The sequence below is a fragment of the Ruegeria sp. F12 genome, assembly GCF_056533885.1.
On the sequence record NZ_JBQFOV010000022.1, the window covers coordinates 1 to 24,698 of the forward strand.

The following is a 24,698-nucleotide window of genomic DNA, read 5'->3' on the forward strand; positions in this document are numbered from 1 at the left end:
CCAAAACAGAAAGCGGCCCAATGGGCCGCCAAACACTTTTCAATTTCGGTGCTTACAGAATCACATGCTGATCAAATAGGCCCAGCCTGCCATCGCAATTGCCGTCGCCGCAAAGAACAGGATCGAGTCCCAGTTCAACATGAACAGGAAGCTGAAGCTTCGATAGGATTTTTTCAGCGCCTTTGCCATTGTAGCCTCTGACTCAGTTTGGATTTGGTCACAAACCTACAGATTGAATGCGGCGGAATTACGGCTTTTCTGGGCGGCTAAGGCCACATTCAACAGAAGAGATCGTTTGTTACAGAAAATACCATAAGACCAAGGATCAACGAGACCCCGATCCCCATCAATATCCGCAACGCGCCGTCGCTGGGTGGCTTGCCTGTCACGGCTTCATAAGCGTAAAACACCAAATGCCCACCATCCAGTGCAGGGATCGGGAACAGGTTCAGCAACCCGACTGCTGTGGACAAGACGGCAATGAAGAAGATGAAACTTTGCGCGCCCTGACTGGCCATAGCGCCTGACGTTTCCGCAATTCCGATGGGGCCCGAGATGTTGCACGTGCTAATTGCACCCGTCACCATGTGCCACATGCCCGACAGGGACGCGTCGATAATACGCAGGGTCTGACGCGCGCCCCCTGTCACAGAGGCCCACAGGCCGGCCGGTTCGGTCGCCGGTTCCAGCATCATGCCGCCCACAATGCCGATCCGCCAATGTGTGACGTACCCGCCATCAGGCTGCGGCTCATCCGTCCGACGCGGGGCTAGTGCAAAATCCAGCTCGGCCCCTTCACGCCACACGTTCAGCAACAGGACTTTTCCATTCGAGCCTTCGACATGCTCTTTAAGTTGTTCAAACGCAAAGATCGGATCGCCATCGACTGCAGTGATTACGTCACCCGGCTTCAGATCGATGTCATAGGCTGCGCTGCGTGGGGCAAGTTGTTGGATCAGAGGCGGGAACAACCAAGGGCCGGTTACGTCCTGCGTCTGGCCGTCCCTCAGGACAGTATAGTCCAAAACGGGCTGCACGGGTAGCGCATCGGTGAACTGCGTCCAGGCGTCCTGTTCGTCGAATTCGGGCACCTGAATACCGGCGATCGACAAGATCTCATCGCCTTCCCGCAATTGCTGTTCGGTGCCCGGCAGCGGGTGCAGGCTGCCGACGGTTAAAGGTTCCTTGGTCACGCCTTGCGATAGGAAAATTGTGCCAAAAACGATGATCGACATGACGAAATTGAACACCGGTCCAGCCGCAACTGTTGCCGTGCGTGCCCACAGAGGCGCGCCATGCATGGTGCGGCGTAGTTCTTCGGGGCTTTTCTGGGTGATTTCGTCCATCGCCGCCTCATCCTTGCCGGATGCCGCATTGGAATCGCCCAGAAACCGCACGTAGCCGCCAAAAGGCAGCGCAGCGATTTGCCACCGCGTTCCGCGCTTGTCCACGCGGCTCAGCAGCACGGGTCCGAACCCAATTGAGAAAACCTCGGCATGGATGCCTGACCAGCGGCCGACGATGTAGTGTCCATACTCATGCACCGCGACGATCACCGACAAGGCGACGACAAAAGCCACAATTGTATACAGCAAGTTTCCAAACTGAGGGATCAGCGAGAGTATGTCCAAAATTCTATCCTGCTCTTTGGCTTATGGCTTCATCGACCCATTTACGTGCCAGATGGTCCGTTTGCAGCACGTTATCAAGGGTCAAAGGGGCATCAATAAGGCTGCTTTGGGCATCAAATCGGTCCAAAACAGCGGCAACGCAATCGGCCATCGACAAAAATCCGATCCTACGCGCGATGAAGTGATCAAGCGCGCGTTCCTTGGCGGCGTTGAACACGGCACCAGACAAGCCGCCACGTTGCATCACGTGCCGGGCCAGTTTCAGCGCAGGATAGCGTGCATCGTCGGGCTCGCTGAACCGCAACTGACCAAGCTTGGCCAGATTGAGCCGTTCGACCGGCAAGTCCTGCCGCGCGGGCCAATGCAGCGCGTATCCGATGGCGTGGCGCATGTCGGGCGCACCCATATGTGCCATAAACGCCCCGTCGTTGAACCCGACTAGCGCGTGGACGATGGACTCGGGGTGAACCAGAACCTCAACCTGCTCAGGTGAAACCCCGAAATATTCCTTGGTTTCAATTACCTCCAACGCCTTGTTGAACATCGAGGCGCTGTCGATAGTAATTCGTTGACCCATGTTCCAGTTCGGATGGTTGGAAGCCTGCTCGACCGTTGCGTTGGCCAGATCACCTAACGGCCAATCGCGGAATGCCCCACCACTGGCTGTGATGATGATCCGCTCGACGGTGCTCATATCCTCTCCAGCCAGGGCCTGAAACACAGCGGAGTGCTCGCTGTCGACCGGCAAAAGGGTTGCATTGTGTTGCCGCGCCGTATCAAGGACCAGGGGACCTGCGCAGACTAAAGTCTCTTTATTTGCCAGGGCAAGCGTCGCGCCCTGCTTCAAAGCTTCTAGCCCCGGTGGAAGTCCGGCAGCCCCAACTATGGCCGACATCACCCAATCCGCTGGCCGCGCGGCCGCTTCGGTCAGGGCCATAGAGCCAGCCGCTGCCTGCACGTCGGAACCCGCCAAAGCAGCCCGCAGATCCTCCAGCCGGTCCTGATGGGCGGTTACAGCCACATTGGCGCGCAGGCGTTTGGCATCCTCCGCCAGTTTGTGGATATTCGCCCCACCCGTCAGTGCCACCACGTCATACGCATCAGGGTTCCGGTCGATCAGGTCGATCGTGTTCTGCCCAATCGACCCGGTGGCGCCAAAAATCGAAACCCTGCGCATCACATCGGTCCCGGTGCGTATAGCAGCCCAGCAATCAGAACGAACAAAGCCGCACCCATCATCCCGTCAAACCGGTCCAGAAAGCCGCCATGGCCCGGGATCAGGTTCGAGCTGTCCTTGACGCCAAACTTCCGTTTTGTCGCGCTTTCCACTATGTCGCCGGCTTGACTGGCCATCGAGGCTGCGACGGACACCAACACGAACAAAAATCCGAACCCTGCGAAAGCCGCAAAAACCGCGCCGACGATCGCCGCCGCGAACCACCCGCCAGCAGTGCCCGACCATGTTTTCTTGGGGCTCACGCGCGGCCAGAATTTCGGCCCACCCAGCGCCTTGCCCACGAAATATCCCGCAACATCCGTCGCCACAACTACCGAGATCAGCCAGACCATCCAGCCAAACCCCATGTTTTCACGTATAGAGATAAACCCGAGCCCCGCCGCCGCAATCCACGCTGCAAACAGCAGATACGTACCCTTGGCCCGACTTACCTGCCCCGCCCCAACCAGTGCCGGAGCCAGCAGGAACGGCAATTTATAAAGCGGCGGAAGATGATAACTGAGGACAACAACAACCCCGGTCAACACTGCAAGCTGGATAGCGACCCCAGTCCGGTCCGGGTCGATCATCCGAACCAACTCCCAGGTCATCAGGCCGCAGGCGATAGCGATGAAGGCTTCGAACCACAGCCCGCCCAGCCAAACCTCAACCGAGCCGACGGCCACAAGCACCACAGCCGACAGAACCCGCGCTGTCAGATCAGACCATCGGCTGTCGCTCATGCTGGGACAGCCCCAAACCGACGTTCGCGAGCCCCGAAATTCTGGCACAACCGCGCCAGTTCATCAGCAGTGAAATCCGGCCAGAGCGTGTCAATGAATTCATATTCCGAATAGGCGGATTGCCACAAAAGAAAGTTCGAGATCCGCGCTTCACCGCTGGTGCGGATGACCAGATCAGGGTCGGGAAGAACGTGCGTATCCAGATACTTTGGCAGCGTTTCTTCATCCACATCCTCAGGTCGCAACCGACCTTCGGCCACGTCACGCGCCAACCGCTTGGTGGCACGCGCAACCTCGTCCCGACCGCCATAGTTGATAGCAATGGTCAGATGCACCAGATCGTTATCCTTGGTGGCATTTTCCAGCGTGTCCATCAGGTCGATCAGCTTAGCGTCCAGACGCACCCGATCGCCAATGAACCGAACCCGTACCCCGTTTTTTGTCAGGTTCGCTGTTTCCTTAATGATGTAGCGCCGGAACAAGCTCATCAGCCCGGCCACTTCGGCCTGTGTCCGCTTCCAGTTCTCGGTCGAGAAGGCAAAGACAGTCAGATACTTGATGCCAAGCCCCGGGCAGGCCTCGACCACATCCCGCACGCGCCGCGCACCGGCCTGATGGCCAAACAGGCGCGGCCGTCCACGCGCCTGAGCCCAGCGACCGTTGCCATCCATGATGATCGCAATATGCCGAGGCCCATCCTGAGGCGCCGTCTGTGGGGTGTCAGGCATATCCGGTCTCAGACCTGCATGATCTCGGCCTGCTTGGTCTCAAGCGCGGCATCCACGGTTTTGATCATCTGATCGGTCAGGTCCTGAACTTCGCTTTCCCAGAACTTCTGATCGTCCTCGGACATCCCGTCTGCCTTAGCCTTTTTGATCTGGTCCATCCCATCCCGACGCACATTACGAATCGAGACGCGCGCATGTTCAGCATACTGACCGGCAACCTTGCCCAGCTCGCGGCGACGTTCTTCGTTCAGCTCCGGGATCGGCAACATGATGATCGTCCCGTTCAGTTGCGGATTGATCCCCAACCCGCTTTCGCGAATGGCTTTTTCGACCTTGCCGACCAGACCTTTGTCCCAGACATTGACCGTCACCATGCGCGGCTCGGGTACATTGACCGTGCCAACCTGATTGATGGGCGTCATGGAACCATAGGCATCAACCATCACCGGCTCCAGCATCGAGGCCGAAGCCCGCCCGGTCCGCAACGATGCGAATTCGGTTCTGAGGTTGGACATCGCGCCTTCCATGCGGCGCTTCAGATCATCGGTATCCAGTTCGAAATCGTCAGCCATTCTGCTCACTCCCCGTCTTCAGGTGCTGTTGGGATGGCTCATAAGCCATCACAATTGGGATGTATAGCGATGATGATCCGGAATTGCGCCAATGACCAGAGCTGTTTGCGGCATTTTCACGGTCGTTCAAGGGCGCAGGAACCGGTCCGGGCAGCGCCGGACCGGTGCGGTGTTCTGACATGGATTCAGGCGTTTACGTCCACAACCACCCGGCCTTTGACCTGCCCCTTAAGGATATCAGCGCCCAATTGTGGCAGATCACTCAGTGTGGCCGGGTGAACCATGGCCTCCAACTTGTCCATGGGCAGATCGGTCCCAACACGTTTCCACGCCCGAACGCGGTTCTCGTAGGGCTGCATCACGCTATCGATCCCCAACAGGTTTACACCACGCAGCAGGAACGGAATGACGGTTGCCGGAAGTCCGGCGCCACCTGCCAAACCAACAGCCGAGATCGACGCACCGTATTTCATCTGCCCCAGAACACGGGCCAGCATGTCACCACCAACGGCATCGACACAGCCTGCCCATGTCTCGCTTTCCAGCGGACGCTTGGTCGTCTCGTTCAACTCATCACGAGGAACAATGGTCGTAGCCCCCAAAGATTTGAGATAATCGCCCGCTTCGGCCCGGCCCGTCACTGCTGCGACCTCGTAGCCCAAGTTTGCCAGAATCGCTGTCGCAACCGAACCAACACCGCCCGCAGCACCGGTTACAAGCACCGGCCCGTTGCCAGGCTTGAGGCCGTGATCCTCAAGCGCCATGACGGCCAGCATGGCGGTAAACCCAGCGGTTCCTACAGCCATCGCCTGACGCGTGTCCAACCCATCGGGCAGCGGTACCAGCCAGTCGGCTCTTGCGTTGGCCTTCTGACTATAACCACCCCAATGGGCCTCACCCACACGCCAGCCAGTTAGCACAACCTTGTCGCCGGGCTTGTAACGATCATCCGCGGACGCCTCGACCGTACCAGCATAATCAATGCCCGGCACATGCGGGTAGCTGCGCACCAGACCGCCACCTTTGGGCGACATGCAAAGACCATCTTTGTAATTGACCGTCGAATACTCGACCGCAACTGTAACCTCACCCGTAGGCAGGTCATCGGTTGACAGCTGTTTGACCACGGGGCTGGCCAGACCGCTCTCGTCGTCTCTCTCCATCACCAACGCATTAAACATCTGAACGTTCCTTTCATCTCATGGTGCCAGGCCCCGTCCTTCACCTGGCAAAAAATATCCCGGGGGAGTCGCGCAGCGACGGGGGCAGAGCCCCAACCACGCCTAAGTCCAAAAATGCGCCTGTACGATTGCGCTACGCATCCCATCAGGTGTTTCAACCTCTACCTGGGTGCCGGCATCCCAATGGCTCAACCGCAACATCCCGATGGAAACATTGGTGCCAAAATCCGGAGACCAAGCAGCAGACGTCACCTGCCCCACCCGTCTCCCGTCAACATAGACAGGCCAAGGCCGATCGCAGGGCGGTACCGCCGCGCCGTCAATCGCAATCGGCCGGATTTGCTGAACCGGCCCTTCCTTGGCCACGCGCAACAGCGCATCCCGACCGATACATCCAATTGCTGTGTGCGTATTACAGAACTTGCCCAACCCACATTCATGCGGCGTGTTGTCGTCGGTCATATCGTTGCCATAAGACAGCAAACCACCTTCGATCCTCTCGATCAGGTTCGGGCATCCCGCCCGCACATTCAAATCCTCCCCCGCCGCAAACAGCGCGTTCCACAGCGGCATACCGATATCTGAGCCCTCGACATAGATCTCAAACCCGCCCTGCTTGGAATAGCCCGAGCGTGCAACGGCCAAGTCGCGGCCTTCGAACGCGAACATGTCGAACTTGAAAAACCGGATATCGCGCACGCGGTCGCCGAATACACGCGACATCAGCTCATCGGCTTTGGGACCCTGCACGGCCAGAGGGGACACGTCCGGTTCATCCACCAGAACATCCAACCGATAGCCATTGGCGATACCCTTTACCCACAACAATAGGTCGCTATCGGCAATCGAAATCCACCAACGGTCCTCGGAAAGCTTCACGGCCACCGGGTCGTTCAGCATCCCGCCGGTTTCGTCCACGATGGGCACATAGAAACACTGACCTGGCAACATGCCGCGCAGATCACGTGGGGTCAGCATCTGCATCAAACGCGCTGCATCCGGGCCGCGCAACTCGACCTGACGTTCGCACGATACATCCCACACCTGCACATGTTCCTTGAGGTGTCGGTAGTCGGCCTCTACCGACTCGAAAACGGTGGGTAGCAACATCCGGTTATAGACTGTGTAGGCCTTGACCCCCGCCGCCTCGACACCCTCAGAGAAAGGGGTCCGGCGCAACCGACGTGAAAACGAAACCTGAGCCATTCATCCCTCCTGTGGTAAGAAGACCAGATCGCTGACCGGCGCTGCCGATCCGGTCTCGGTCAACATTTTATGAATTTGACCCCGGTGGTGTGTCTGATGGTTGAAGAAATGCATTACACATTGCGCGTAGGGCTTCGTGACATCGGCTTGTTTTGCCGCTGAAAACCATGTGAAGGGCCCTGACAACGCCTCATCCTTCAGGCTGGCGACCCAACCTTCTATCCGGGTATCAACAACGTCACGCAACACCACCCACTCATCGACATCAGCACAGATCGCTGTGCTTTCCGGAATGCCACCGTCGGGTCCTTCGCCTCCGTCGAAACGTGACATCCATATCCAGTCACCCCAAAGCAGATGATTGGCAGTCCCAAGAATCGACCCAAAAAACGCTCCGCGCTCACGGTTCAATTCCTCGGTGGTGAGTGCGCTAAAGAACTCTTTCAACTGACTGTTCTGCCAGCGATTATAGCGCGCCATCTCCTGCGCATAAGCCGCGGTGATCATCACTTGGGTCCATGCCAGTCGATTGGGCAAATCTCGGCCGATTTACCACCAAAATCCCACACCCGGCCATAGTCCCGCACCTTGGATTTGGTGCCACGCGCCACGATGATATCCGGACCCATCCAGTATTTCGAGTTCGAGACCATCACTGGGTGATCCGGATCCTTGCCCGCCATCATTTCAATTTCGCCCTGAATTTTTCGGCCGATCACGATACGCCGCTTGGTGCCGTCGCGTTCGATGACGACCGGAGCGCGCTCCGCCCCGATGATCTCACTGACCAGCATGGTGAACAGCCCGGTGGTGCCGCCCGCCTGCCCGCTGAAGATTTGCAGCAAACCGTTATAGGCCTTGCCGCTGGCGCGTTCATCGACATAAGCCGCGACTTTCCACTGTCCTTCGCCCATGCGGCCTGGAATGTCGACCAGAAGACCCACATTCAGTCCCGACAGGTCCTCGCCCTCGAAATGACCTTCGTCGATGATCACGCCCATCCAGGCATGGCAGTGCCCCTCAGTCGGAGGATGCGCGCCCAGCGAGACCACACAGGGGCAGAACACGTCACAGGAACAATTCAGGATCAGTTCACCTTTGATGGCCCAGTTGGTCGGGCTCATCTCGCGCCGTTTGGGGTTGGGCATACGGCTGTCGATTCGTTGACTGATCGGCAAGCGGTCCGAATCTGTTTTTCTGTTTTTAGCCATCAGCTTATCCTCCGTAAGCAAAGGGATAGATGAGCAGCAAAGCGCCGCCCGCAATCAAAGCAAACCCCAGCGGACGCGTGATCGCGTGCCCGATCTGAGGCAGTTTTTCGAGAACCATGAAGAAAGTCGCAAGACCCATCCACAACAAGCTCATGACGCCACCAACAAAACCAAGCGCCATGAACCCCCAGCAACAGCCGACGCAGAATGCGCCAAGTCCAAGCCCCATCCGCAGTCCGCCAGTAAATCCGGTTTTCCAATGGCCCAGAAAATAACTCATTGGCGCATGGCAGACGCCATGGCAGACCTCTTTAGCTCGGGTGAATTGAAATGCGCCCACTGCGATCATCAAAGCGCCGGATAAGAACGTCGATTTGGGGATGCCCAGCATGTCAACCACGCCACCGAACAACAGCGCCAGTTGAACAGCCGTGATAAGTGCTGCAAACCCGACCCAAACAGCGAAGTAACCGGACAGCACGCCCAGCCACCCTGCCCGCGTGCCATTGGCGCTGCGGATCAGGTCGTCATAGCTGCGCAGGGTCGGAACCAATGTCGGCAGCATCATCGCAGCCATCATGATTGCCCACATCCAGAACAAGGGGCCGAACTCGGCCATCGGCATATACATGTCCATCCGCGGATCCATCGCGGCCATGGCCTGTCCCATCGGACCCGGACGGCCGATCCAGTCCAGGTCCATTGCGCGGCTCATGGTGAACATCATCCACCACGCCCACAAGATCAGAGCGTAAAACCCCAGCCAAAACCCGTTACGGAGAACTGCGCGACTCACTTGTCCCTCCCGACTCAGTCCTTGCAATTCAAATGTCAGACTTTTAAATGTCAGACAAATAAAAACGTACCAGCAGGTGCCGGAATATGAAAATCGATCCTCAGAAGCCCGCCGACCTGTCCGCGCAGATTGCGCAGGCGATCCGCGATGCCATCGTCTCGGGCCAGTTGATCGTTGATGAGCGGTTGCCGTCCGAGGCAGAGTTGGCCGACCAATTTCGGGTGTCGCGCCCGACGGTGCGCGAGGCCTTGAAGCGGCTGGCTGCGCAGTCTCTGATCCGCACGCAACGGGGTGCGACCGGCGGTGCTTTTGTCAATCGGTTGAGCTTTGAGGACGCCTATTCCCAACAAATCACTACGTCGACACTGTTGTTGTCCATGAACACGGTCAGTTTCGACACGGCCTGCGAGGCGCGCTATGCCTTGGAACGCGCCTGCGCCCGATTGTCGGCACAGCGTCGGACGGCCGATCAACTGGCCACCATGCGGGCCGAGATCTTTCGCCAAGCGCAGCCTGGCCTGACGGATGAAGCTTTCTGCGCGTCAGATGTGGCCTTCCACCGTGCGCTGGTCGACGGCGCAGGAAACCCTGTGTTGTCCTACCAGTTGGCGGGTGCGGTCGAAGCGATGCAGCCACTGATGAACATGATCACCTTCACCGCCCGGTCCCGCGAGGAAATCATTTCGCTGCACACTCAGATTGCCGACGGCCTGGAAAACGGCGATGCAGACGTGGTTGATGAGAGCCTCGTAAAGCTTGAAAAATACACACGAAAACTGGCCCATGATGTCGCGGAACAGCGACGCAAACCAGCCTAGAGAGGATCTGATGGTATCCGTCCTGAATATCACTGCGGCCGTGCTGACAATCGGCTTTGGATTGTTCGGCTTTCTGGCTCCGGCTTATACCGCCAACGCGCTGGATCTGGCCCCGACCAACAGCACCATGGGACTGAGCGAAATGCGTGCCTCGGTTGGCGGATTGTTTGTTGTGACGGGTATTGCGGTCCTATGGCTGAATGCGCCAATGACCTACGCAATGTTGGGCGTGGTCTATGCAGGCGCAGCACTGGGGCGGTTCTTGTCGGTCATTCTGGACAATCCGCCTTATGTCAAGGCTCTGACTTTTGGCGGAATCGAAGCGGTACTTGCCCTGTGGTTGATAGTGGCGAACTTGAATAAAGCACCGTAAGCAACTGTAATCATGTAATGCACGCTCTAAAACTGAGCAATTGCATCCCCGACGACCCTCACCTATATAAGATGTGTCCCTCGGGACTATGGACATAAACGCGCTCGTAATAAGCGGATCGGACCCGGGGGCGGTACCCGGCGGCTCCACCAATCATCCTTCGTTTGAGGATTTCGGGGCCGAAATAGGATCGACGAACGTCTAAAGGGGTTAGCTTTGTCTCGGCTGTCTGCCACCGTTATCGGCGAAACTAGTACAATTGCAAACGACAATCGTGCTCCGGTTGCAGTTGCTGCGTAAGCAGTAACAAGACCGAAACTTAAGCCCTTGCGCCTAGCCGCGTAAGGCGGGGTTCGCAGGTACCTGGCAACAGAAACCTGCATTTCTCCACCTCATATTATCTTCAGTGTTCAGAGTTTGTTCACTCCTTTTGTTCATCTTTGTTCCAGCAAGACAGGAGAGCTGAGATGTCACATGCAGAGATCCTACGTGAGTGGTATTCCGAGGTTTGGGAAAACGGTAACACCGATGCGATTGATCGGTATTTCACGCCTGATACAGCGGCTGAGGGGTTGATCCCCGAGATGCAGGTCGGTGCCGACGACTTTCGTGATTTAGTCATGGCTTTTCGCCATATCTTGGGAGAAATCTCAATTGATGTACGTAAGACCATCGAGAACGGCGATTGGGTGTCCAGTATTTTGCACGTTCAAACCTCTCGGGCTGACAATGGTGCCCCGGTTGAGGTGACGGGTCAGGTCGTGGCGCGCTTTCGCGGCGACAAAATGGTTGAGGCATATAACCAATTCGACTTCATCTCGCTTTTCGAGCAATTAGGACAGTTCCCAAAGGATACATTGCCTGTTTGCATGACCGGGCAGCGGTTGGATTGGGTATAGTTTTGCAGGGCGCTTGACCCGTTTGTCTGATGCGCGTTAGCAACGGGCAGAGGGTCAGGTCGCGAACACCCGTGATGGGGTAACCCCAAGCTTCGCGTGGTCGTGCCTGAGGCAAGTGACATGCCGTGCCCTATTCAACCTAATCTGAATGCACTCCAAAGACAAAAACGCAATATTCCCGCCGTAACTCTTTGTTGCTTAGACCTAACTTCGCGCACTGAAAGTGGAATTTCTCGCAGCAGCTGTCGTTTGACGTCAGCGCAATACCTAGCCGTTTTCATGGACAGAACCAGATGACGCCCCCTTCGGTCCCCGAGTTGATCCGTGTTTTTGGACGTATTGGCCTGCTATCTCTTGGCGGACCCGCGGCGCAAATCTCATTGATGCACGAAGAACTTGTCGAAAAACGCCCTTGGTTGGATGAACACACCTATCTGCGGGCGCTGTCACTTTGCATGCTGCTTCCCGGCCCCGAGGCAATGCAGTTGGCCACCTATGCCGGCTGGCGTTTGCGCGGCGTGCCCGGCGGTTTGATTGCCGGCACTCTATTTGTACTGCCTGGTGCAATAGTTATTGGCGCTCTGGTTTTGCTTTACGCTCGGTTTGGTGACCTTCCTTTCGTCCAAGCGGGCTTTCTAGGAGTGAAGGCAACAGTCATCGTCATTGTCATTCAAGCATTGCGCAATCTGTCACGCCGCGCGTTGACCAGTGGCGAAAGCAAACTTATCGCCCTGTTCGGTTTTCTGACCATCTTCGCACTGCAACTGCCCTTTCCTGTCATTATTCTGAGTGCCGCGGTTTGGGGGTATCTACGGCTTGATGGGGGCCAGTCTTCCGTATCGGGCATTTCCTCGCCCCAAACTAACCCTGTGCGCACCTGTCTGATTTGGATCACTCTGTGGCTGACACCTTTGTTTCTCCTCAGCATTGCGGGCGCTAAACTGTTAAGCGATCTGGGTTGGTTTTTCGCCCGTTTGGCAGTAGTCACATTTGGTGGCGCATATGCCGTTCTTGCGTATATGACGCAAACCGTCGTCCAAAGATACGAGTGGATCACAACCAACCAGATGATCGACGCATTGGGTTTGGCTGAAACGACCCCGGGCCCGCTTATCCTTGTTACCCAATTCGTCGCCATGCTGACCGGACAAACAACGGCAGGATTGCCGTTGGCGTTGGCTGCGGGAATCGTTGCGCTTTGGGCTACATTCGTGCCGTGTTTCCTGTGGATATTCCTGACCGCACCATACTTGGACCAGCTGGCCGCCAGACCCCGCCTTTCAGCCGCATTGCATGGCATAACGGCGGCAGTTGTGGGTGTGATTCTCAACCTTTCTCTTTGGTTTGCCTTGCATGTTTTTTTCACGGACGTGACAGAGATAGCGTGGGGGCTTGTTCGTTTGCCCTGGCCCGCTTCAAATACGCTCAATATCTCCGCCCTGATATTAACTGTGATCGCTGGAGTGTTGATATTTCGATTCAAATTCGGCATGGGAAAGACATTGGCCCTGATGGCCATAGCCGGTGTCGGAACGTATTTTCTTTGAACAATCCCGCGACTCTCGGTCTTTCGTTTCCAATGGAATCCCTTATGCTGAAGGGCACCATATTTGAGGATGACACATGTCGCAGGACATTGATTACGGGAACCTGATGCACACCGCCATGCGCGGGCTGATCAAAACGGTTCTGACCAGCGTTTCTGAAAACGGTCTTCCCGGAGCGCATCATTTCTTTATTACTTTCGACACGCGCCAGAACGGCGTTGAAATGGCCGATTGGCTGCGCGAGCGATATCCAGAAGAGATGACGATCGTCATGCAGCACTGGTTCGAAAATCTCGAAGTCGGAGACTCGGGTTTTGCAATTACGCTGAACTTCGGTGATGCTCCGGAACCGCTGTATATTCCGTATGTTGCGATCAAAACTTTCGTCGATCCTTCTGTCGAATTCGGACTGCGTTTTGAAAGCGCCGAAGATGAGGACGATGAGGTACCGATAGCAGAGGCGCCGATTGAAATCGAGGCGGAGCAGGACGAGCATCATGACGCTGATGTCGTGTCGCTAGACAGTTTCCGGAAGTAACCCTGTCGGGATTATTGTTTTTTCAGGAAGGTCTCGACCGAGCGGGACTTGATCCCGTTGCGAAACCGGGAAAAGGATAGATCAAGCCCACCCTCCGCCAGGGTACGGTCGAATTGCTGCAGCTCGTATCCACCGTTTTCATCAATAAACAACGAAAACACGGTCAGGGTGTCGCCCATGATGCGGCCCCAGACGAATGGCTCGCCTTGCATCGGGTCCAACGGCACTTCGTGCCCGAAAACGTTTCGGCGCATCGCGGCCGAGAAAACATCAGATCGCTCAGAGGGGTTGAAGTCGATCGAGAAGGCCTGCTCTTTCACGCGCCCGTCATGCTTGTAGGTCGTCGTTTTCCAACTGACATTGAATCCGTTTTTGTTCTCTTGGATCGAAACGCTCATGTCCCTTGGGGTTTCGGTGCCATCCTGATCAACCATATTGGCCGAACCTACATAGTCACCGACAAAGGGCGTGATCTCAGCAGCATGCGATGGCAATGCGACGACCGAAAAAAACGCCACCCAACCTGCAATAAGGCCAATAAGTCTAAAGGAATGAACCGGAACTTGTAGGAGCACGTGCGCCTCCAAAATGATGATGTTTTATTCTAGCTCACCTACCGGCGCGTACAATGGTCCGTTTGAAGTTTAACAGAAGAAAATGACACTCGGCACGATCTATACCTTTGCCCACCTTAAGTTTATGGTGCGCGCAACTGGCCGATTGCATGATGCTAAAGTTGTGCGTAAACGGCATGCAACGGCATACAAGACGGAGTGACCGATGTCCCAGACCCGCACCGAATCCGACAGCTTTGGCCCGTTGGAGGTTCCCTCAGACAAGTATTGGGGCGCGCAGACGCAACGCTCGATCATGAATTTTCCCATCGGCTGGGAAAAACAGCCCGTCGCCATCGTGCGTGCGCTAGGGGTGATCAAGAAAGCCTGCGCCATGCAGAACAAGGCAACCGGCAAACTGGACGCAACGATTGCGGATGCGGTAATTCAGGCGGCTGGTGAGGTGTTTGAAGGGAAGTTCGACGACAACTTCCCGCTAGTAGTGTGGCAAACCGGCTCCGGCACCCAATCGAACATGAACTCGAACGAGGTGATTGCAAACCGCGCCATCGAGATTCTCGGCGGCGTAATCGGATCGAAGGACCCGGTGCATCCCAATGATCACTGCAATATGGGGCAATCGTCAAACGACACCTTCCCAACCGCCATGCATATCGCAACCGCGATGAGCGTTCGGGATGTCCTCTTGCCCGGCCTGGAAAAGCTGGCCAGTGGACTGGAACAGAAAGCGGATGAGTTCAAAGATATCATCAAGATCGGCCGTACCCATACGCAAGACGCGACCCCTCTGACGCTTGGCCAGGAATTTGGCGGCTATGCCCATCAAATCCGACAGGGAATCGCACGTGTAAACGCTGCAATGCCCGGCATATATGAGTTGGCCCAAGGCGGTACAGCTGTAGGTACCGGTTTGAACACGCAGCACGGATGGGGCGAGGCTGTGGCAGCCAATATGGCAGAAATCACCGACCTGCCCTTTGTCACCGCCCCCAACAAGTTCGAGGCGCTGGCCGCACATGATGCCATGGTATTCCTGTCTGGCGCTTTGGCGACAATTGCCGGTAGCTGCTACAAAATCGCCAATGATATCAGGCTTTTGGGGTCCGGTCCTCGTTCAGGCCTTGGTGAACTGATCCTGCCCGAGAATGAGCCCGGCTCGTCCATCATGCCCGGTAAAGTGAACCCGACTCAGGCCGAAGCACTGACCCAGGTGGCAGCCCATGTGATGGGCAATGACGCCGCGATCAAATTCGCAGGTAGTCAGGGTCATTTTGAACTGAACGTCTACAACCCGATGATGTCCTACAACCTGCTGCAATCCATCCAGTTGCTGGGCGATGCTGCGGACAGCTTTACGGAACGGATGCTGCTAGGCATCCAAGCCAACGAACCACGTATCGACAAGCTGATGAAGGAATCGCTGATGCTGGTGACAGCGCTGGCCCCCACCATTGGCTATGACAACGCCACTAAGGTTGCCAAAACGGCGCACAAGAATGGCACGACTTTGAAAGAAGAGGCCATCGCGCTGGGTTTCGTGGATGAGGCGACCTTTGACGCGGTTGTCCGCCCCGAACAGATGATTGGTCCAAAGGACTGATGGGCAAACCGGTCAATCTGAACCGGTACCGCAAGGAAAAAGCGCGGGCCAACAAAAAGGCTCGCGCTGACCAGAACGCCGTCGCTTTCGGGCGCAGTAAAGCTCAGAAAGAGGCGGACCGACTGGATCGAGAAAAACAGACACGCGATCTGGACAATCACGAGTTAGATGAATGAGCGGGCGCCCTGTCAAACGCTCTGTGACCCTCAAAGGGCACCGAACTTCGGTCTCGCTTGAGGATGAATTTTGGTCCGCATTTCGGGATATTGCAAAGCAAAAACAAATGCCTATCAATGCGTTGGCTGCGCAGATTGATGTGGAGCGTGACCCTGATATCGGGTTAGCGTCGGCAATTCGGGTCTATGTGCTGAACTGGTACCGCAACCGTCCGTGAGCGATTGCTTTTTGGCCTGAGGCGCAGTAGCGTCAATGGAACAAAAAGGGTACATACATGTTGAAGACCGTACAAGGCCCGGACGGCCAACCCAGATGCGCCTGGTGTCAGGCCGCACCTGAGTTCTTTGCGTATCACGATGCTGAATGGGGATATCCAGTCGCGGATGATCAACGGTTATTCGAAAAGCTCTGCCTCGAAAGTTTTCAATCCGGCTTAAGCTGGCGCACAATCCTGTCCAAACGCGAAAATTTCCGTAAAGCGTTTAAACATTTCAATATCAAAGAGGTGGCGCAATTTGATGACGCGGATGTGGGACGGTTGTTGCAGGATGCAGGTATCATCCGGCATCGCGGCAAGATCGAGGCCGTGATCAACAACGCCCAACGGGCGCAGGAATTGATCGCGGCCGAGGGGTCGCTGGCAGCCTATGTGTGGCGGTATGAGACGACAATGCCCCCGGTTCCGCAAACGGCCTCGACCTCGGCCGAGTCCATTGCGATGTCGAAGGATTTGAAGAAACGGGGCTGGAAATTCGTGGGCCCCACCACGGTTTTTGCTTTCATGCAGGCGATGGGGCTTGTGAATGATCACGCGGAAGGGTGCGTGATGCGTGAAAAAGCGGCGCGTTTGCGCCGCGAATTCACAAAACCGGTTTAGGTCAGATCAGACCGAAGCCTGGAAGATCTTGTCGATATTGCCACCCAGCGCCGCGTTGAACTCGGCATCTGATTGCTGTTTCGACAAACCCTCGGTCAGCGCCCGCGAGAAAGATGCGATCATCTTGCCGTTCTCGGACAGCAACGCACAGGCCTGATCAGTCGAATACCCACCCGAAAGCGCCACAACGCGCAGAACACGCGGGTGATCGGCCACAGCATCGTAAAGATTGGCGGTGCTGGGGATGGTCAGCTTCAGCATTACATCCTGCCCGTCCTCCAACTGGTCGAGATTCTTCAGGATTTCCGCTTTCAGGATGTCCTCGGCCTCGGCCTTGGTGGAGGAGTTGATGTTTACCTCAGGCTCGACAATCGGCACCATACCAGCTGCAACAACCTCGCGTGCGACGTCGAACTGTTGGGCGACCACAGCGGCGATGCCCTCTGCATTCGCCTCATGGATGACAGAACGCTCCTTGGTGCCGAAAACACCGTCGGCCTTGGCCAACGTATCCGCCAAGCCAGGGATCGGCTTCATCATCTGTACGCCGTTCGCTTCATCCTCTAGCCCCTTGTCGATCTTAAGGAACGGCACGATCCCTTTATGCGACCACAGGTAATCGGCAACTTTCCTGCCGTCGATCTCTTCGCCCAGGGTGCGTTCGAACAGGATGGCACCGATCACTTTATCCTTGGTGAAGTCATCGGCCAGAATGATACGCGCGCGCATCTTCTGGATTTCGCCGAACATCTCAGCATCCGAGCTGTAATCCGATGCCTCAACACCATAAAGCGCCAGCGCCTTGGGGGTCGAACCACCGCTTTGATCCAGAGCGGCGATAAACCCCGCCCCATTGGCCATTTGCGCGCGCTGTTCTGATTTGGACATAAGGTTTTCCCGTTCGAAATGATTCCGCTGTTTTCAACCGCATACAGCAACGTGATTGGTGATGGTAGTTTGTTAGCGCTCAACCACACGCAACCGAATGCCATCTTTTGAGCGAACGGTCAGATGAGCCACGGGAACCGGTGTTTGGCCTTCGACCAGTTCGAAGCTATAGCGGCGCAGCAGCGTAGACAGGATCAAAGGCCCTTCTACCATCGCGAACCCTGCCCCGCTACAGACCCGTGCGCCTGCCGAAAACGGAATAAACGCGGTGCGCTGGCAGGTTTTGCCATTTTCAGTGTGCCATCTGCCGGGGTCGAACCCGTCGGGATTGTCCCACAGGCGTTCATGACGATGCAGGTGCCAGGGGCTGATAACCATCTGAGCACCGGGTTGTATCTGCCGGTTCCGAAAGACTTCGGGGCATGTGGCCTGCCGCACCATCATCGGGACCGGCGGGTATAGGCGCAGGGTTTCGCGGAACACATCGCGGCTGATCTTCAAGCCAGCAACGGCGGTCATGCCGGGGGTGTCCAGCGCTGCGGCCTCTTCAGCCACCTTGTCCTGCCAGTCCGGATACAGTGCCAGTAGGTACAGGGCCCACGCTAATGCGGATGCGCTGGTCTCGTGGCCAGCCAGAAAGAAGATGGCCACCTGATCCACCATCTCGTCTGTGTCGAAACACTTGCCAGTCTGGGGGTCCGGGGTCGTCATGATCTTGGTCGCCAGATCGTTTGGCGCCTTACCTTGGGCGATCAGCGCGGCGCGCGCTGAAACAAGATGTTCGATCAGCTCTCTGATTTCTCGGGCATTTTGTTTTGTCTGGTGCGAATGGAACCGAGGCATCCAGCTAGGCAGCGGTAGAAACGCGGCTAGGTTCAACAAGGGCTGTCTGCGTTGATAGGTACGGAATTTAGTGAACACCTGCGCGGCAACTTCATGCTCGATGGGCACTGAAAACAGGGTGCGAAAGATCACATCCGCCGCCGCGTGGCTGGTGAATTTCTCACATTCGAGGATATGGTTCAGGTTTTGCTGCAACCGATCGCTGGCGGCTTTCGCGGCATCCTGCATCGCCGGAAAGGTATCTTTCAGGCGGCCGCCTTCAAAGGCAGGGTCAATGATCCGCCGCTGGCGTTTCCACGTGTCACCATTGGTCAGAAACACTGAATTGCCCAGCAAAGGGCGCAGGCCTTCGGCGATGCGGTTCGACTTGGGGAAGTCGTCGGGCCTCTTTTTCAATACAGTTTCAACTAGCTCCGGCTGGTTGATCAAGTAGGAGCGAAAGAAAACAGTCCGAAACTCAGCCATCCATGCCCGGTAGAGCCGTTGTGGCTGGGCCGACAAAAGATCCTGCCGAAACAATTTGAGATACCGCCAAAGCGAGACCTTGTCTGGCCGCGGGGTCGGCTTGGGCGGTTTCATCCAACCACCGAGCGGTATTTCGACACAGGCGTATCAATGCGCGATTTGGACGGTGCGCGATCCCCAAAACGTGCACCCAACGTCAAAGGTCCAGCGGTCACACGGAAATAATCATAGGCTCCCGCCCGGTCGAAAGCGCAAAGATATTGAAAATGCAGCCGAAAGAACCGCCAGCGCAACTGCCCCCACCGCTCTGGTGAAAGTGTCTGCGTAAAGGCGGCCGATAGCACCAAAGGCCACTTTTTCGTATCGGTTCCAACGCCTGTCACAGACACAGGATCACAAAGCGCAAAGGCGCATCCGTCGCCGGGGGCGGAGACATCGACCCACGTCACCCCCTCTTGCTGCGAGAGGAACTGCAGATCAGCGCGTAGGTCGGTCGCGTCCGGCAGAAAAGAGACCATCGGAACCACTTGACCAAGCGACAGAAAAGACAGTGTTGGACCGTCTCTGTCTGGGGGTGCAGACCGGATAAGTTCGGCCAGGACGGCGACACCAAGATGCGCGCCCGAACTGTGGCCTACGACTAGAACTTCATCCACGTCGTCCTTTAGAGCGGCGTTGACCAACGACGCGAATTCAGCAAGGCGTTGCTGCAAAGCTAGAGGCGTTCGCCCCCGACATGCGGCGGAATGGGCATAGTCATGCATCAGGTAATAGGCGAACAGGTGGTTGTCGATTTTGCGGAACCATCGCAGCACGGCATAGCCCAATGCGGTGGCAGGAAGGCAGGCCACCCAGCCCAGTATCGACGACAGAAGCGCCCATATTCCCAACGCGGCGCCGACAGCGACACCCAATTGGATCAGCAACATCGCAACCGGATAAATTGCGGCGATTACAGGACCTTTGCGGAGCTTCATCAATCGCCACAAAGCCCCAGTCGAGATATAGACCCACGCAGTTCTGATCAGTTGCCCATAGGTTGCCGGTATCGAGTTCGACATGCTGTCGCGCACGATATCCGACCACACGAGCACCTGAAACTCGGCCTCTACCGCCGTCCCGTCCTGCACGGATCGCACGTGCCAACCATATGGCCCATCGCCAGTTCTGGGCGATAGTGTGATTTCATACCCTGATATGGCCGCCTGAGCCGCGCTTTCGGTCCGGTAAAGCTCTCGGTACCGGCGGGGATGAATGGGGTCATAGCCGGGAATATAGAACACCCGACGTCGTTTGACCTGCCTGTGATTGTCGTGACTGCGCATGCCCTTACCTTCTGCGGCGCAGGTTAGCGCAGCGTTACCGGCAAGGTAAGAGGGGTCCGGTTTTTAACCGAAATTTGCCAACGCAGGGAAGGTTTCCAGCAGCCACCAGCTGAACTGAGTGAACAGGCCGGTGATCAGCATGATACCTACGAACAGCAGCAGGCCACCCATGACTTTCTCGATCGTCGCCATGTGCGGTTTGATCTTGTTCATCACAGTCATCGAGCGGTTCAGGAACATCGCTGCCAGCAGGAACGGAATACCCAGCCCGGCCGCATACACGCCCAGCAACAAAGTTCCCCGAGCGACCGAGGCCTCGGACGCGGCCAGAGACAAAATCGCCCCCAGTTGCGGCCCGATGCAGGGCGTCCAGCCGAAGGCGAAGGCAAGGCCAAGAATATAGGCTCCAAACACGGAACCACCCGAGTCGCCCGTTTCAATCCGCGCTTCCCGGTCCAGGAAAGGAATGCGGAACACGTTCAGAAAGTGCAGGCCGAACACGATAACAACCGCGCCCGACAGCTTTGCGAACAGCACTTGATTTTGCAGCACAAAGGCCCCGAAGGCCGATGCGGTAAAGCCCAGCAACAGGAAGACAGTCGACAGGCCAAGCACAAAGAACAGCGCCGTCAGCGTTGCCTTGCGTCTAGCGGCCGCCTGATCCTGCATTTCGTTGATCGACACGCCGCTCATATACGCCAGATAAGGCGGAACGATGGGCAAAACGCAAGGCGACAGAAAGCTGATCAGCCCGCCCAGCATTGCGATGAACATGGCAGGCAGCAGGCCCGCGTCTATGATATCAATTCCGAACATGTTTCAGCACATATGGTATGAGGCCGTGAACGTCACGGGGCCATTCGGTCACATCCTCGTGGTTGCACGCTGGACACCCAGCCAAGTTGGAAATATTTCAGGCCTATGTCAAACCCATCTGATACACTTGATGCGTTGGGGCTGCTATGCCCCCTACCCGTCCTCAAGGCACGTAAGCGCCTGAAATCTATGCCGGAAGGCGCATTATTGCGTGTCTTGGCCGACGATCCGGCAGCCGTTGTCGACGTTCCGCATTTTTGCGCGGAAAGCGGTCATCGCCTCGTTTCACAGGACGAGGCAGACGGGCATCAGATCTATATCATCCAGAAAATAGGCTAGAATTGTTTCAATACTGAACAAAAAAGGCGGGCCATTGGCCCGCCCTTTGGTCACTGTCCCAATGACCACCACCCACGCCTTTTCGGCTTAGCGGGCTTTTCAGGTTCGTCCGACACAACCTCAAGAACCGGTTCTTCGACCACAGGCTCTTGCGGAGCTTCAGCGACGGGTTCCGCTGCAGGTTCTTCCCTGGCTTCGGCAACGGGTTCAGCGGTTGGCTCGGCGCTAAGCTCTTCAACAGGTTCTGCTGCAGCCCCTTCTTCGGAAACTTCTTCGGCTTCGGGTTCTGCCACAGGTCCATCCGCTGCGACTGCAGGCTCCGCTTCTTGGGAATCCTCTGACGCCTCGGCCGCAGGTTCTTCGGCAGCTTCGACACGCGGTTCTTCAACCGCTGCCGCTTCAAGGGGTTCCGAAGGTGTCTCGGCCTCATCAGACGCCTCGGCGCTGACTTCATCTTCAACCGGTTCTTCTTCTTTCTTTTTGCGACGCGGTGCGCGGCGGCGCTTTGGTTTGGCCTCTGCTTCCTCGTCGCTTTTCTCGGCCGCATCCGTTTCGGCAGGCGCATCTTCCGCAGAGGGTTCGTCCTGGCTTTCAGCCTCGTCCGCCGTCCCTTCGGCCTGGTCGCCATTCCCATTGCCTTTCTTGCGACGCCGACGACGACGTTTGCGTTTGGGTTTGACCTCTTCGTCGGTCACAAGCGTTTCTTCCTCGACCTTTTCCTCTTCATCTGCATCCACGAGATCCATTAGGGACGCGTCCACCGACACAACAGGCGCGGAGGCTTCGGGCACAATTCGGCTGGCAGTCTTGAACTTCTCCATCGAGAAATCGGGGCTGACCAGATGAATATCGCCTTCGATCCGAACCGACAGGCCATAGCGTGCCTCGATCTGCGCGATATGCTCGCGCTTTTGGTTCATCAGGAAGTTCGCAATGCTGACAGGGCAGCGTACCAACACCTCGCGCGAACGACGACGCGTGCCCTCTTCTTCGATCTGGCGCAGAATGGTCAGCGCCATATTATCATCCGAGCGGATCAGCCCAGTGCCATGGCACGACGGACAAGGCTGTGTCGTCGCCTCAAGCATACCGGGGCGCAGGCGCTGACGGCTCATCTCAAGCAGTCCAAAGCCGGAAATCCGACCCACCTGAATGCGGGCACGGTCGGTTTTCAACTTGTCCTTCAGGCGCTTTTCGACAGCCGAGTTGTTCTTACGCTCGTCCATATCGATAAAGTCGATGACGATCAGACCGGCCAGATCGCGCAGGCGCAGCTGGCGCGCGACTTCCTCGGCCGCCTCAAGGTTGGTCTTGAGCGCGGTTTCCTCGATCGAGCCTTCCTTGGTCGCCCGCCCCGAGTTCACGTCGATCGCCACAAGCGCCTCAGTCACGCCGATCACGATATAGCCGCCGGATTTCAGCTGTACGGTAGGGTTGAACATCCCAGCCAGATAGCTTTCCACCTGATAACGCGCAAATAGAGGCAACGAATCCTCATACCGCTTCACGTTCTTGGCGTGTGACGGCATAATCATTTTCATGAAGTCCTTGGCGATGCGATAGCCGCCCTCGCCTTCGACCAGAACCTCGTCGATCTCGCGATTGTAAAGGTCGCGGATCGACCGTTTGATGAGGTCGCCTTCCTCATAGATCTTAGCTGGCGCGATGGATTTCAGCGTCAGTTCGCGGATCTGTTCCCACATGCGCTGCAGGTATTCGTAGTCGCGCTTGATCTCGGACTTGGTACGCTTGGCGCCAGCGGTCCGAATGATCAGACCTGCGCCCGTGGGAACGTCAATCTCGGCAGCGATTTCCTTCAACTTCTTACGATCCGGAGCGTTGGTGATCTTGCGACTGATCCCACCGCCACGCGCGGTATTCGGCATCAACACGCAATAACGCCCTGCAAGCGAGAGATAGGTGGTCAGTGCGGCACCTTTATTGCCCCGCTCTTCCTTGACGACCTGCACCAGCAGAACCTGGCGGACCTTGATGACCTCTTGAATCTTGTACCGACGCGGGCGCGGTTTGCGCGGAGGACGAATGTCTTCGCTGTCATCCTCATCCGCCACTGATTCAATCGTGTCATCCTTGGCCGTCGCATCTGCACGCGCCTCGCCCTCGTCCTCAGGTTTTCCTTCTGCCTCTTCGGTCTCCGCAGCTTCTTCTGCCACCGCGTCATCCGCAATAGCAGCATCAGGCTCAGATTCCTCTGCGAGCTCTGGCTCCACCGATACATCCGGCTGGTCATCTTCCGATGCAACCTCAGTATCCGCTTCTTCAGTCTCAGCCGGAGTATCCTCGGAAGCCGCATCCTCTTCGGGTTCCTCAACCGGCGTTTCCGCAACGCGATCGACCGGAGACGAACCTTCGGGAACGGCCATATCGGCGTTCTCATCCCCGTCATCCAGGTCAATGGTTTCCATGCCCGACGGTTCCGACGACACCTCCAGCGTTTCCACTGCATCATCGGTTTTCACATCCGCTGCCTTGCTCCGCGACCGCGACCGGCGCTTCTTGGGCTTCGCTTCCTCAGCCTCGTCGCGCGCTTTCATCGCCTCGGCATAGGCGCGCTCTTCCTCCATCAGCGCCTCGCGGTCGGCGACGGGGATCTGGTAATAGTCCGGATGAATCTCGGAAAACGCAAGGAACCCATGCCGGTTCCCGCCATAGTCCACAAAAGCCGCCTGCAGCGACGGCTCGACCCGTGTTACTTTTGCAAGATAGATGTTACCAGCGAGCTGGCGTTTGTTTTCAGATTCAAAATCGAATTCCTCGACCTTGTTTCCATCGACCACCACAACCCGAGTTTCCTCGGCGTGGGTGGCATCGATAAGCATTTTCTTAGCCATTTGTCCTTGGTGCACCGCGCCAAACGCGTTGTCCTGACCCGTCCAGGCGGACAGGCACTTTTGGGGAGGTGTCTTGTACGGGCGATTTCGGACGGCGCGCGGCAGGGTCTGGCGCTGTGGCCCCCTGCCCGTATAGTCAATCGTTGCGCGCGCGTCATCGCGGTTCTTCTCCGACAGACGCGCCTTGACGCTGTCTGCCCATTATATTCCTTTCACCCGCATCCACGGGTTCAGGCGTTCAACTGCCCCTTGATCGGGGCACAATCGGCCTGCTCAGCCAGTGTGGGAAGATGTCACCACCTGCGACCTCGCAGCGAAACTCAAAGATTCGGGACTTCAGGGCACAAAAATGGCCCGGCCCGTTCGGGTACAATAAAAGCAGTCCTGTGGAAAAGACAATGGGCAAACTGCCTGATGCGGATCAGGTTGATCTCTTCCAGCAGATTGTCGTCGGAACAATCGGGGCATTGTGGCAGAACCAT

27 protein-coding genes and 1 other RNA gene are annotated in these 24,698 nt (G+C 56.8%); 11 read left to right on the forward strand and 17 right to left on the reverse strand.

Features of this window, described 5'->3' with window-relative positions:
• Window positions 1–60: 60 nt before the first annotated feature.
• The 11 genes from ACR0CA_RS19805 to ACR0CA_RS19855 form a co-directional block, all read right to left on the reverse strand.
• The gene (locus ACR0CA_RS19805; protein WP_269149762.1) at window positions 61–189 is read right to left on the reverse strand and encodes a hypothetical protein; all 129 of its coding nucleotides are present in this window, start codon (window positions 187–189) and stop codon (window positions 61–63) included.
• Between the two features lie 89 nt (window positions 190–278).
• A complete protein-coding gene (gene rseP, locus ACR0CA_RS19810; protein WP_480900885.1) occupies window positions 279–1,631 on the reverse strand; it encodes an RIP metalloprotease RseP in 1,353 nt (450 codons plus the stop codon).
• A gap of 4 nt (window positions 1,632–1,635) precedes the next feature.
• Window positions 1,636–2,808: a 1-deoxy-D-xylulose-5-phosphate reductoisomerase gene (dxr, locus tag ACR0CA_RS19815; RefSeq protein WP_480900888.1), complete on the reverse strand. Its 1,173-nt coding sequence runs from the start codon at window positions 2,806–2,808 to the stop codon at window positions 1,636–1,638.
• A complete protein-coding gene (locus ACR0CA_RS19820; protein ID WP_480504352.1) occupies window positions 2,808–3,590 on the reverse strand; it encodes a phosphatidate cytidylyltransferase in 783 nt (260 codons plus the stop codon). The genes dxr and ACR0CA_RS19820 overlap by 1 nt, the downstream gene beginning before the upstream one ends.
• Entirely contained in the window at window positions 3,587–4,318 is a 732-nt protein-coding gene (locus tag ACR0CA_RS19825) for an isoprenyl transferase (protein WP_480900890.1), read from the reverse strand. The genes ACR0CA_RS19820 and ACR0CA_RS19825 overlap by 4 nt, the downstream gene beginning before the upstream one ends.
• Before the next feature lie 8 nt (window positions 4,319–4,326).
• On the reverse strand, window positions 4,327–4,890 hold the full coding sequence (frr, locus tag ACR0CA_RS19830; protein WP_170769697.1) for a ribosome recycling factor: 564 nt from the start codon (window positions 4,888–4,890) through the stop codon (window positions 4,327–4,329).
• A gap of 185 nt (window positions 4,891–5,075) precedes the next feature.
• Window positions 5,076–6,071 carry an acryloyl-CoA reductase gene (gene acuI, locus ACR0CA_RS19835; RefSeq protein ID WP_480900891.1) on the reverse strand — a complete coding sequence of 332 codons (996 nt, stop codon included), beginning with the start codon at window positions 6,069–6,071 and terminating at the stop codon, window positions 5,076–5,078.
• 102 nt (window positions 6,072–6,173) lie between these two features.
• Entirely contained in the window at window positions 6,174–7,277 is a 1,104-nt protein-coding gene (locus ACR0CA_RS19840) for a dimethylsulfoniopropionate demethylase (protein ID WP_170769695.1), read from the reverse strand.
• Window positions 7,278–7,784 carry a DinB family protein gene (locus ACR0CA_RS19845; RefSeq protein ID WP_480900894.1) on the reverse strand — a complete coding sequence of 169 codons (507 nt, stop codon included), beginning with the start codon at window positions 7,782–7,784 and terminating at the stop codon, window positions 7,278–7,280.
• Window positions 7,784–8,488 carry a DUF1326 domain-containing protein gene (locus ACR0CA_RS19850; RefSeq protein WP_170769693.1) on the reverse strand — a complete coding sequence of 235 codons (705 nt, stop codon included), beginning with the start codon at window positions 8,486–8,488 and terminating at the stop codon, window positions 7,784–7,786. Before ACR0CA_RS19850 ends, ACR0CA_RS19845 begins: the two co-directional genes overlap by 1 nt.
• Window positions 8,489–8,492: 4 nt before the next feature.
• Window positions 8,493–9,284 (reverse strand): DUF2182 domain-containing protein, encoded by a 792-nt coding sequence (locus tag ACR0CA_RS19855; protein WP_480504356.1) that lies wholly within the window; start codon window positions 9,282–9,284, stop codon window positions 8,493–8,495.
• A gap of 86 nt (window positions 9,285–9,370) precedes the next feature.
• Here ACR0CA_RS19855 and ACR0CA_RS19860 point away from each other — a divergent pair, with 86 nt between their 5' ends.
• The 6 genes from ACR0CA_RS19860 (at window position 9,371) to ACR0CA_RS19885 (ending at window position 13,459) form a co-directional block, all read left to right on the forward strand.
• Entirely contained in the window at window positions 9,371–10,102 is a 732-nt protein-coding gene (locus ACR0CA_RS19860; protein WP_480900896.1) for a FadR/GntR family transcriptional regulator, read from the forward strand.
• Window positions 10,103–10,112: 10 nt separating this feature from the next.
• The gene (locus tag ACR0CA_RS19865) at window positions 10,113–10,475 is read left to right on the forward strand and encodes a DUF4345 family protein (protein WP_480900898.1); all 363 of its coding nucleotides are present in this window, start codon (window positions 10,113–10,115) and stop codon (window positions 10,473–10,475) included.
• 36 nt (window positions 10,476–10,511) lie between these two features.
• Window positions 10,512–10,859: a transfer-messenger RNA gene (gene ssrA, locus ACR0CA_RS19870) on the forward strand.
• Window positions 10,860–10,942: 83 nt separating this feature from the next.
• On the forward strand, window positions 10,943–11,374 hold the full coding sequence (locus tag ACR0CA_RS19875; protein ID WP_170769690.1) for an ester cyclase: 432 nt from the start codon (window positions 10,943–10,945) through the stop codon (window positions 11,372–11,374).
• A gap of 293 nt (window positions 11,375–11,667) precedes the next feature.
• The gene (chrA, locus tag ACR0CA_RS19880; RefSeq protein WP_480900900.1) at window positions 11,668–12,921 is read left to right on the forward strand and encodes a chromate efflux transporter; all 1,254 of its coding nucleotides are present in this window, start codon (window positions 11,668–11,670) and stop codon (window positions 12,919–12,921) included.
• Window positions 12,922–12,997: 76 nt separating this feature from the next.
• On the forward strand, window positions 12,998–13,459 hold the full coding sequence (locus ACR0CA_RS19885) for an SspB family protein (protein WP_170786684.1): 462 nt from the start codon (window positions 12,998–13,000) through the stop codon (window positions 13,457–13,459).
• A gap of 11 nt (window positions 13,460–13,470) precedes the next feature.
• Here the strand turns inward: ACR0CA_RS19885 and ACR0CA_RS19890 are convergent, their stop codons facing one another.
• Window positions 13,471–13,977 (reverse strand): hypothetical protein, encoded by a 507-nt coding sequence (locus tag ACR0CA_RS19890; RefSeq protein WP_480900903.1) that lies wholly within the window; start codon window positions 13,975–13,977, stop codon window positions 13,471–13,473.
• A 262-nt stretch (window positions 13,978–14,239) separates the two neighbouring features.
• Here ACR0CA_RS19890 and fumC point away from each other — a divergent pair, with 262 nt between their 5' ends.
• From fumC to ACR0CA_RS19910, 4 genes are read left to right on the forward strand one after another with little or no spacing between them, the layout of a single operon-like run.
• Entirely contained in the window at window positions 14,240–15,634 is a 1,395-nt protein-coding gene (gene fumC / locus ACR0CA_RS19895) for a class II fumarate hydratase (protein ID WP_170791004.1), read from the forward strand.
• A complete protein-coding gene (locus ACR0CA_RS19900; protein ID WP_170769686.1) occupies window positions 15,634–15,810 on the forward strand; it encodes a DUF4169 family protein in 177 nt (58 codons plus the stop codon). The genes fumC and ACR0CA_RS19900 overlap by 1 nt, the downstream gene beginning before the upstream one ends.
• Window positions 15,807–16,028, forward strand: coding sequence for a ribbon-helix-helix domain-containing protein (locus ACR0CA_RS19905; protein WP_170769685.1), 222 nt, complete (start codon window positions 15,807–15,809; stop codon window positions 16,026–16,028). The genes ACR0CA_RS19900 and ACR0CA_RS19905 overlap by 4 nt, the downstream gene beginning before the upstream one ends.
• Window positions 16,029–16,085: 57 nt before the next feature.
• Complete coding sequence (locus tag ACR0CA_RS19910; protein ID WP_480900906.1) at window positions 16,086–16,688, forward strand: DNA-3-methyladenine glycosylase I; 603 nt, start codon at window positions 16,086–16,088, stop codon at window positions 16,686–16,688.
• Between the two features lie 6 nt (window positions 16,689–16,694).
• Here ACR0CA_RS19910 and ACR0CA_RS19915 read toward each other — a convergent pair whose 3' ends face one another.
• From ACR0CA_RS19915 to ACR0CA_RS19930, 4 genes are all read right to left on the reverse strand, one after another.
• Window positions 16,695–17,576 (reverse strand): fructose bisphosphate aldolase, encoded by an 882-nt coding sequence (locus ACR0CA_RS19915; protein ID WP_480900908.1) that lies wholly within the window; start codon window positions 17,574–17,576, stop codon window positions 16,695–16,697.
• 72 nt (window positions 17,577–17,648) lie between these two features.
• Complete coding sequence (locus ACR0CA_RS19920; RefSeq protein ID WP_480900910.1) at window positions 17,649–18,998, reverse strand: cytochrome P450; 1,350 nt, start codon at window positions 18,996–18,998, stop codon at window positions 17,649–17,651.
• Window positions 18,995–20,209 carry a hypothetical protein gene (locus tag ACR0CA_RS19925; RefSeq protein WP_480900912.1) on the reverse strand — a complete coding sequence of 405 codons (1,215 nt, stop codon included), beginning with the start codon at window positions 20,207–20,209 and terminating at the stop codon, window positions 18,995–18,997. Before ACR0CA_RS19925 ends, ACR0CA_RS19920 begins: the two co-directional genes overlap by 4 nt.
• A 63-nt stretch (window positions 20,210–20,272) precedes the next feature.
• Window positions 20,273–21,025 carry a cytochrome c biogenesis CcdA family protein gene (locus ACR0CA_RS19930; RefSeq protein WP_170769680.1) on the reverse strand — a complete coding sequence of 251 codons (753 nt, stop codon included), beginning with the start codon at window positions 21,023–21,025 and terminating at the stop codon, window positions 20,273–20,275.
• Window positions 21,026–21,130: 105 nt separating this feature from the next.
• Between ACR0CA_RS19930 and ACR0CA_RS19935 the strand changes: the two genes are divergently transcribed.
• The gene (locus ACR0CA_RS19935) at window positions 21,131–21,364 is read left to right on the forward strand and encodes a sulfurtransferase TusA family protein (protein ID WP_170769679.1); all 234 of its coding nucleotides are present in this window, start codon (window positions 21,131–21,133) and stop codon (window positions 21,362–21,364) included.
• Between the two features lie 50 nt (window positions 21,365–21,414).
• Here ACR0CA_RS19935 and ACR0CA_RS19940 read toward each other — a convergent pair whose 3' ends face one another.
• On the reverse strand, window positions 21,415–24,216 hold the full coding sequence (locus ACR0CA_RS19940) for an Rne/Rng family ribonuclease (protein ID WP_480900915.1): 2,802 nt from the start codon (window positions 24,214–24,216) through the stop codon (window positions 21,415–21,417).
• Window positions 24,217–24,698: the final 482 nt, after the last annotated feature.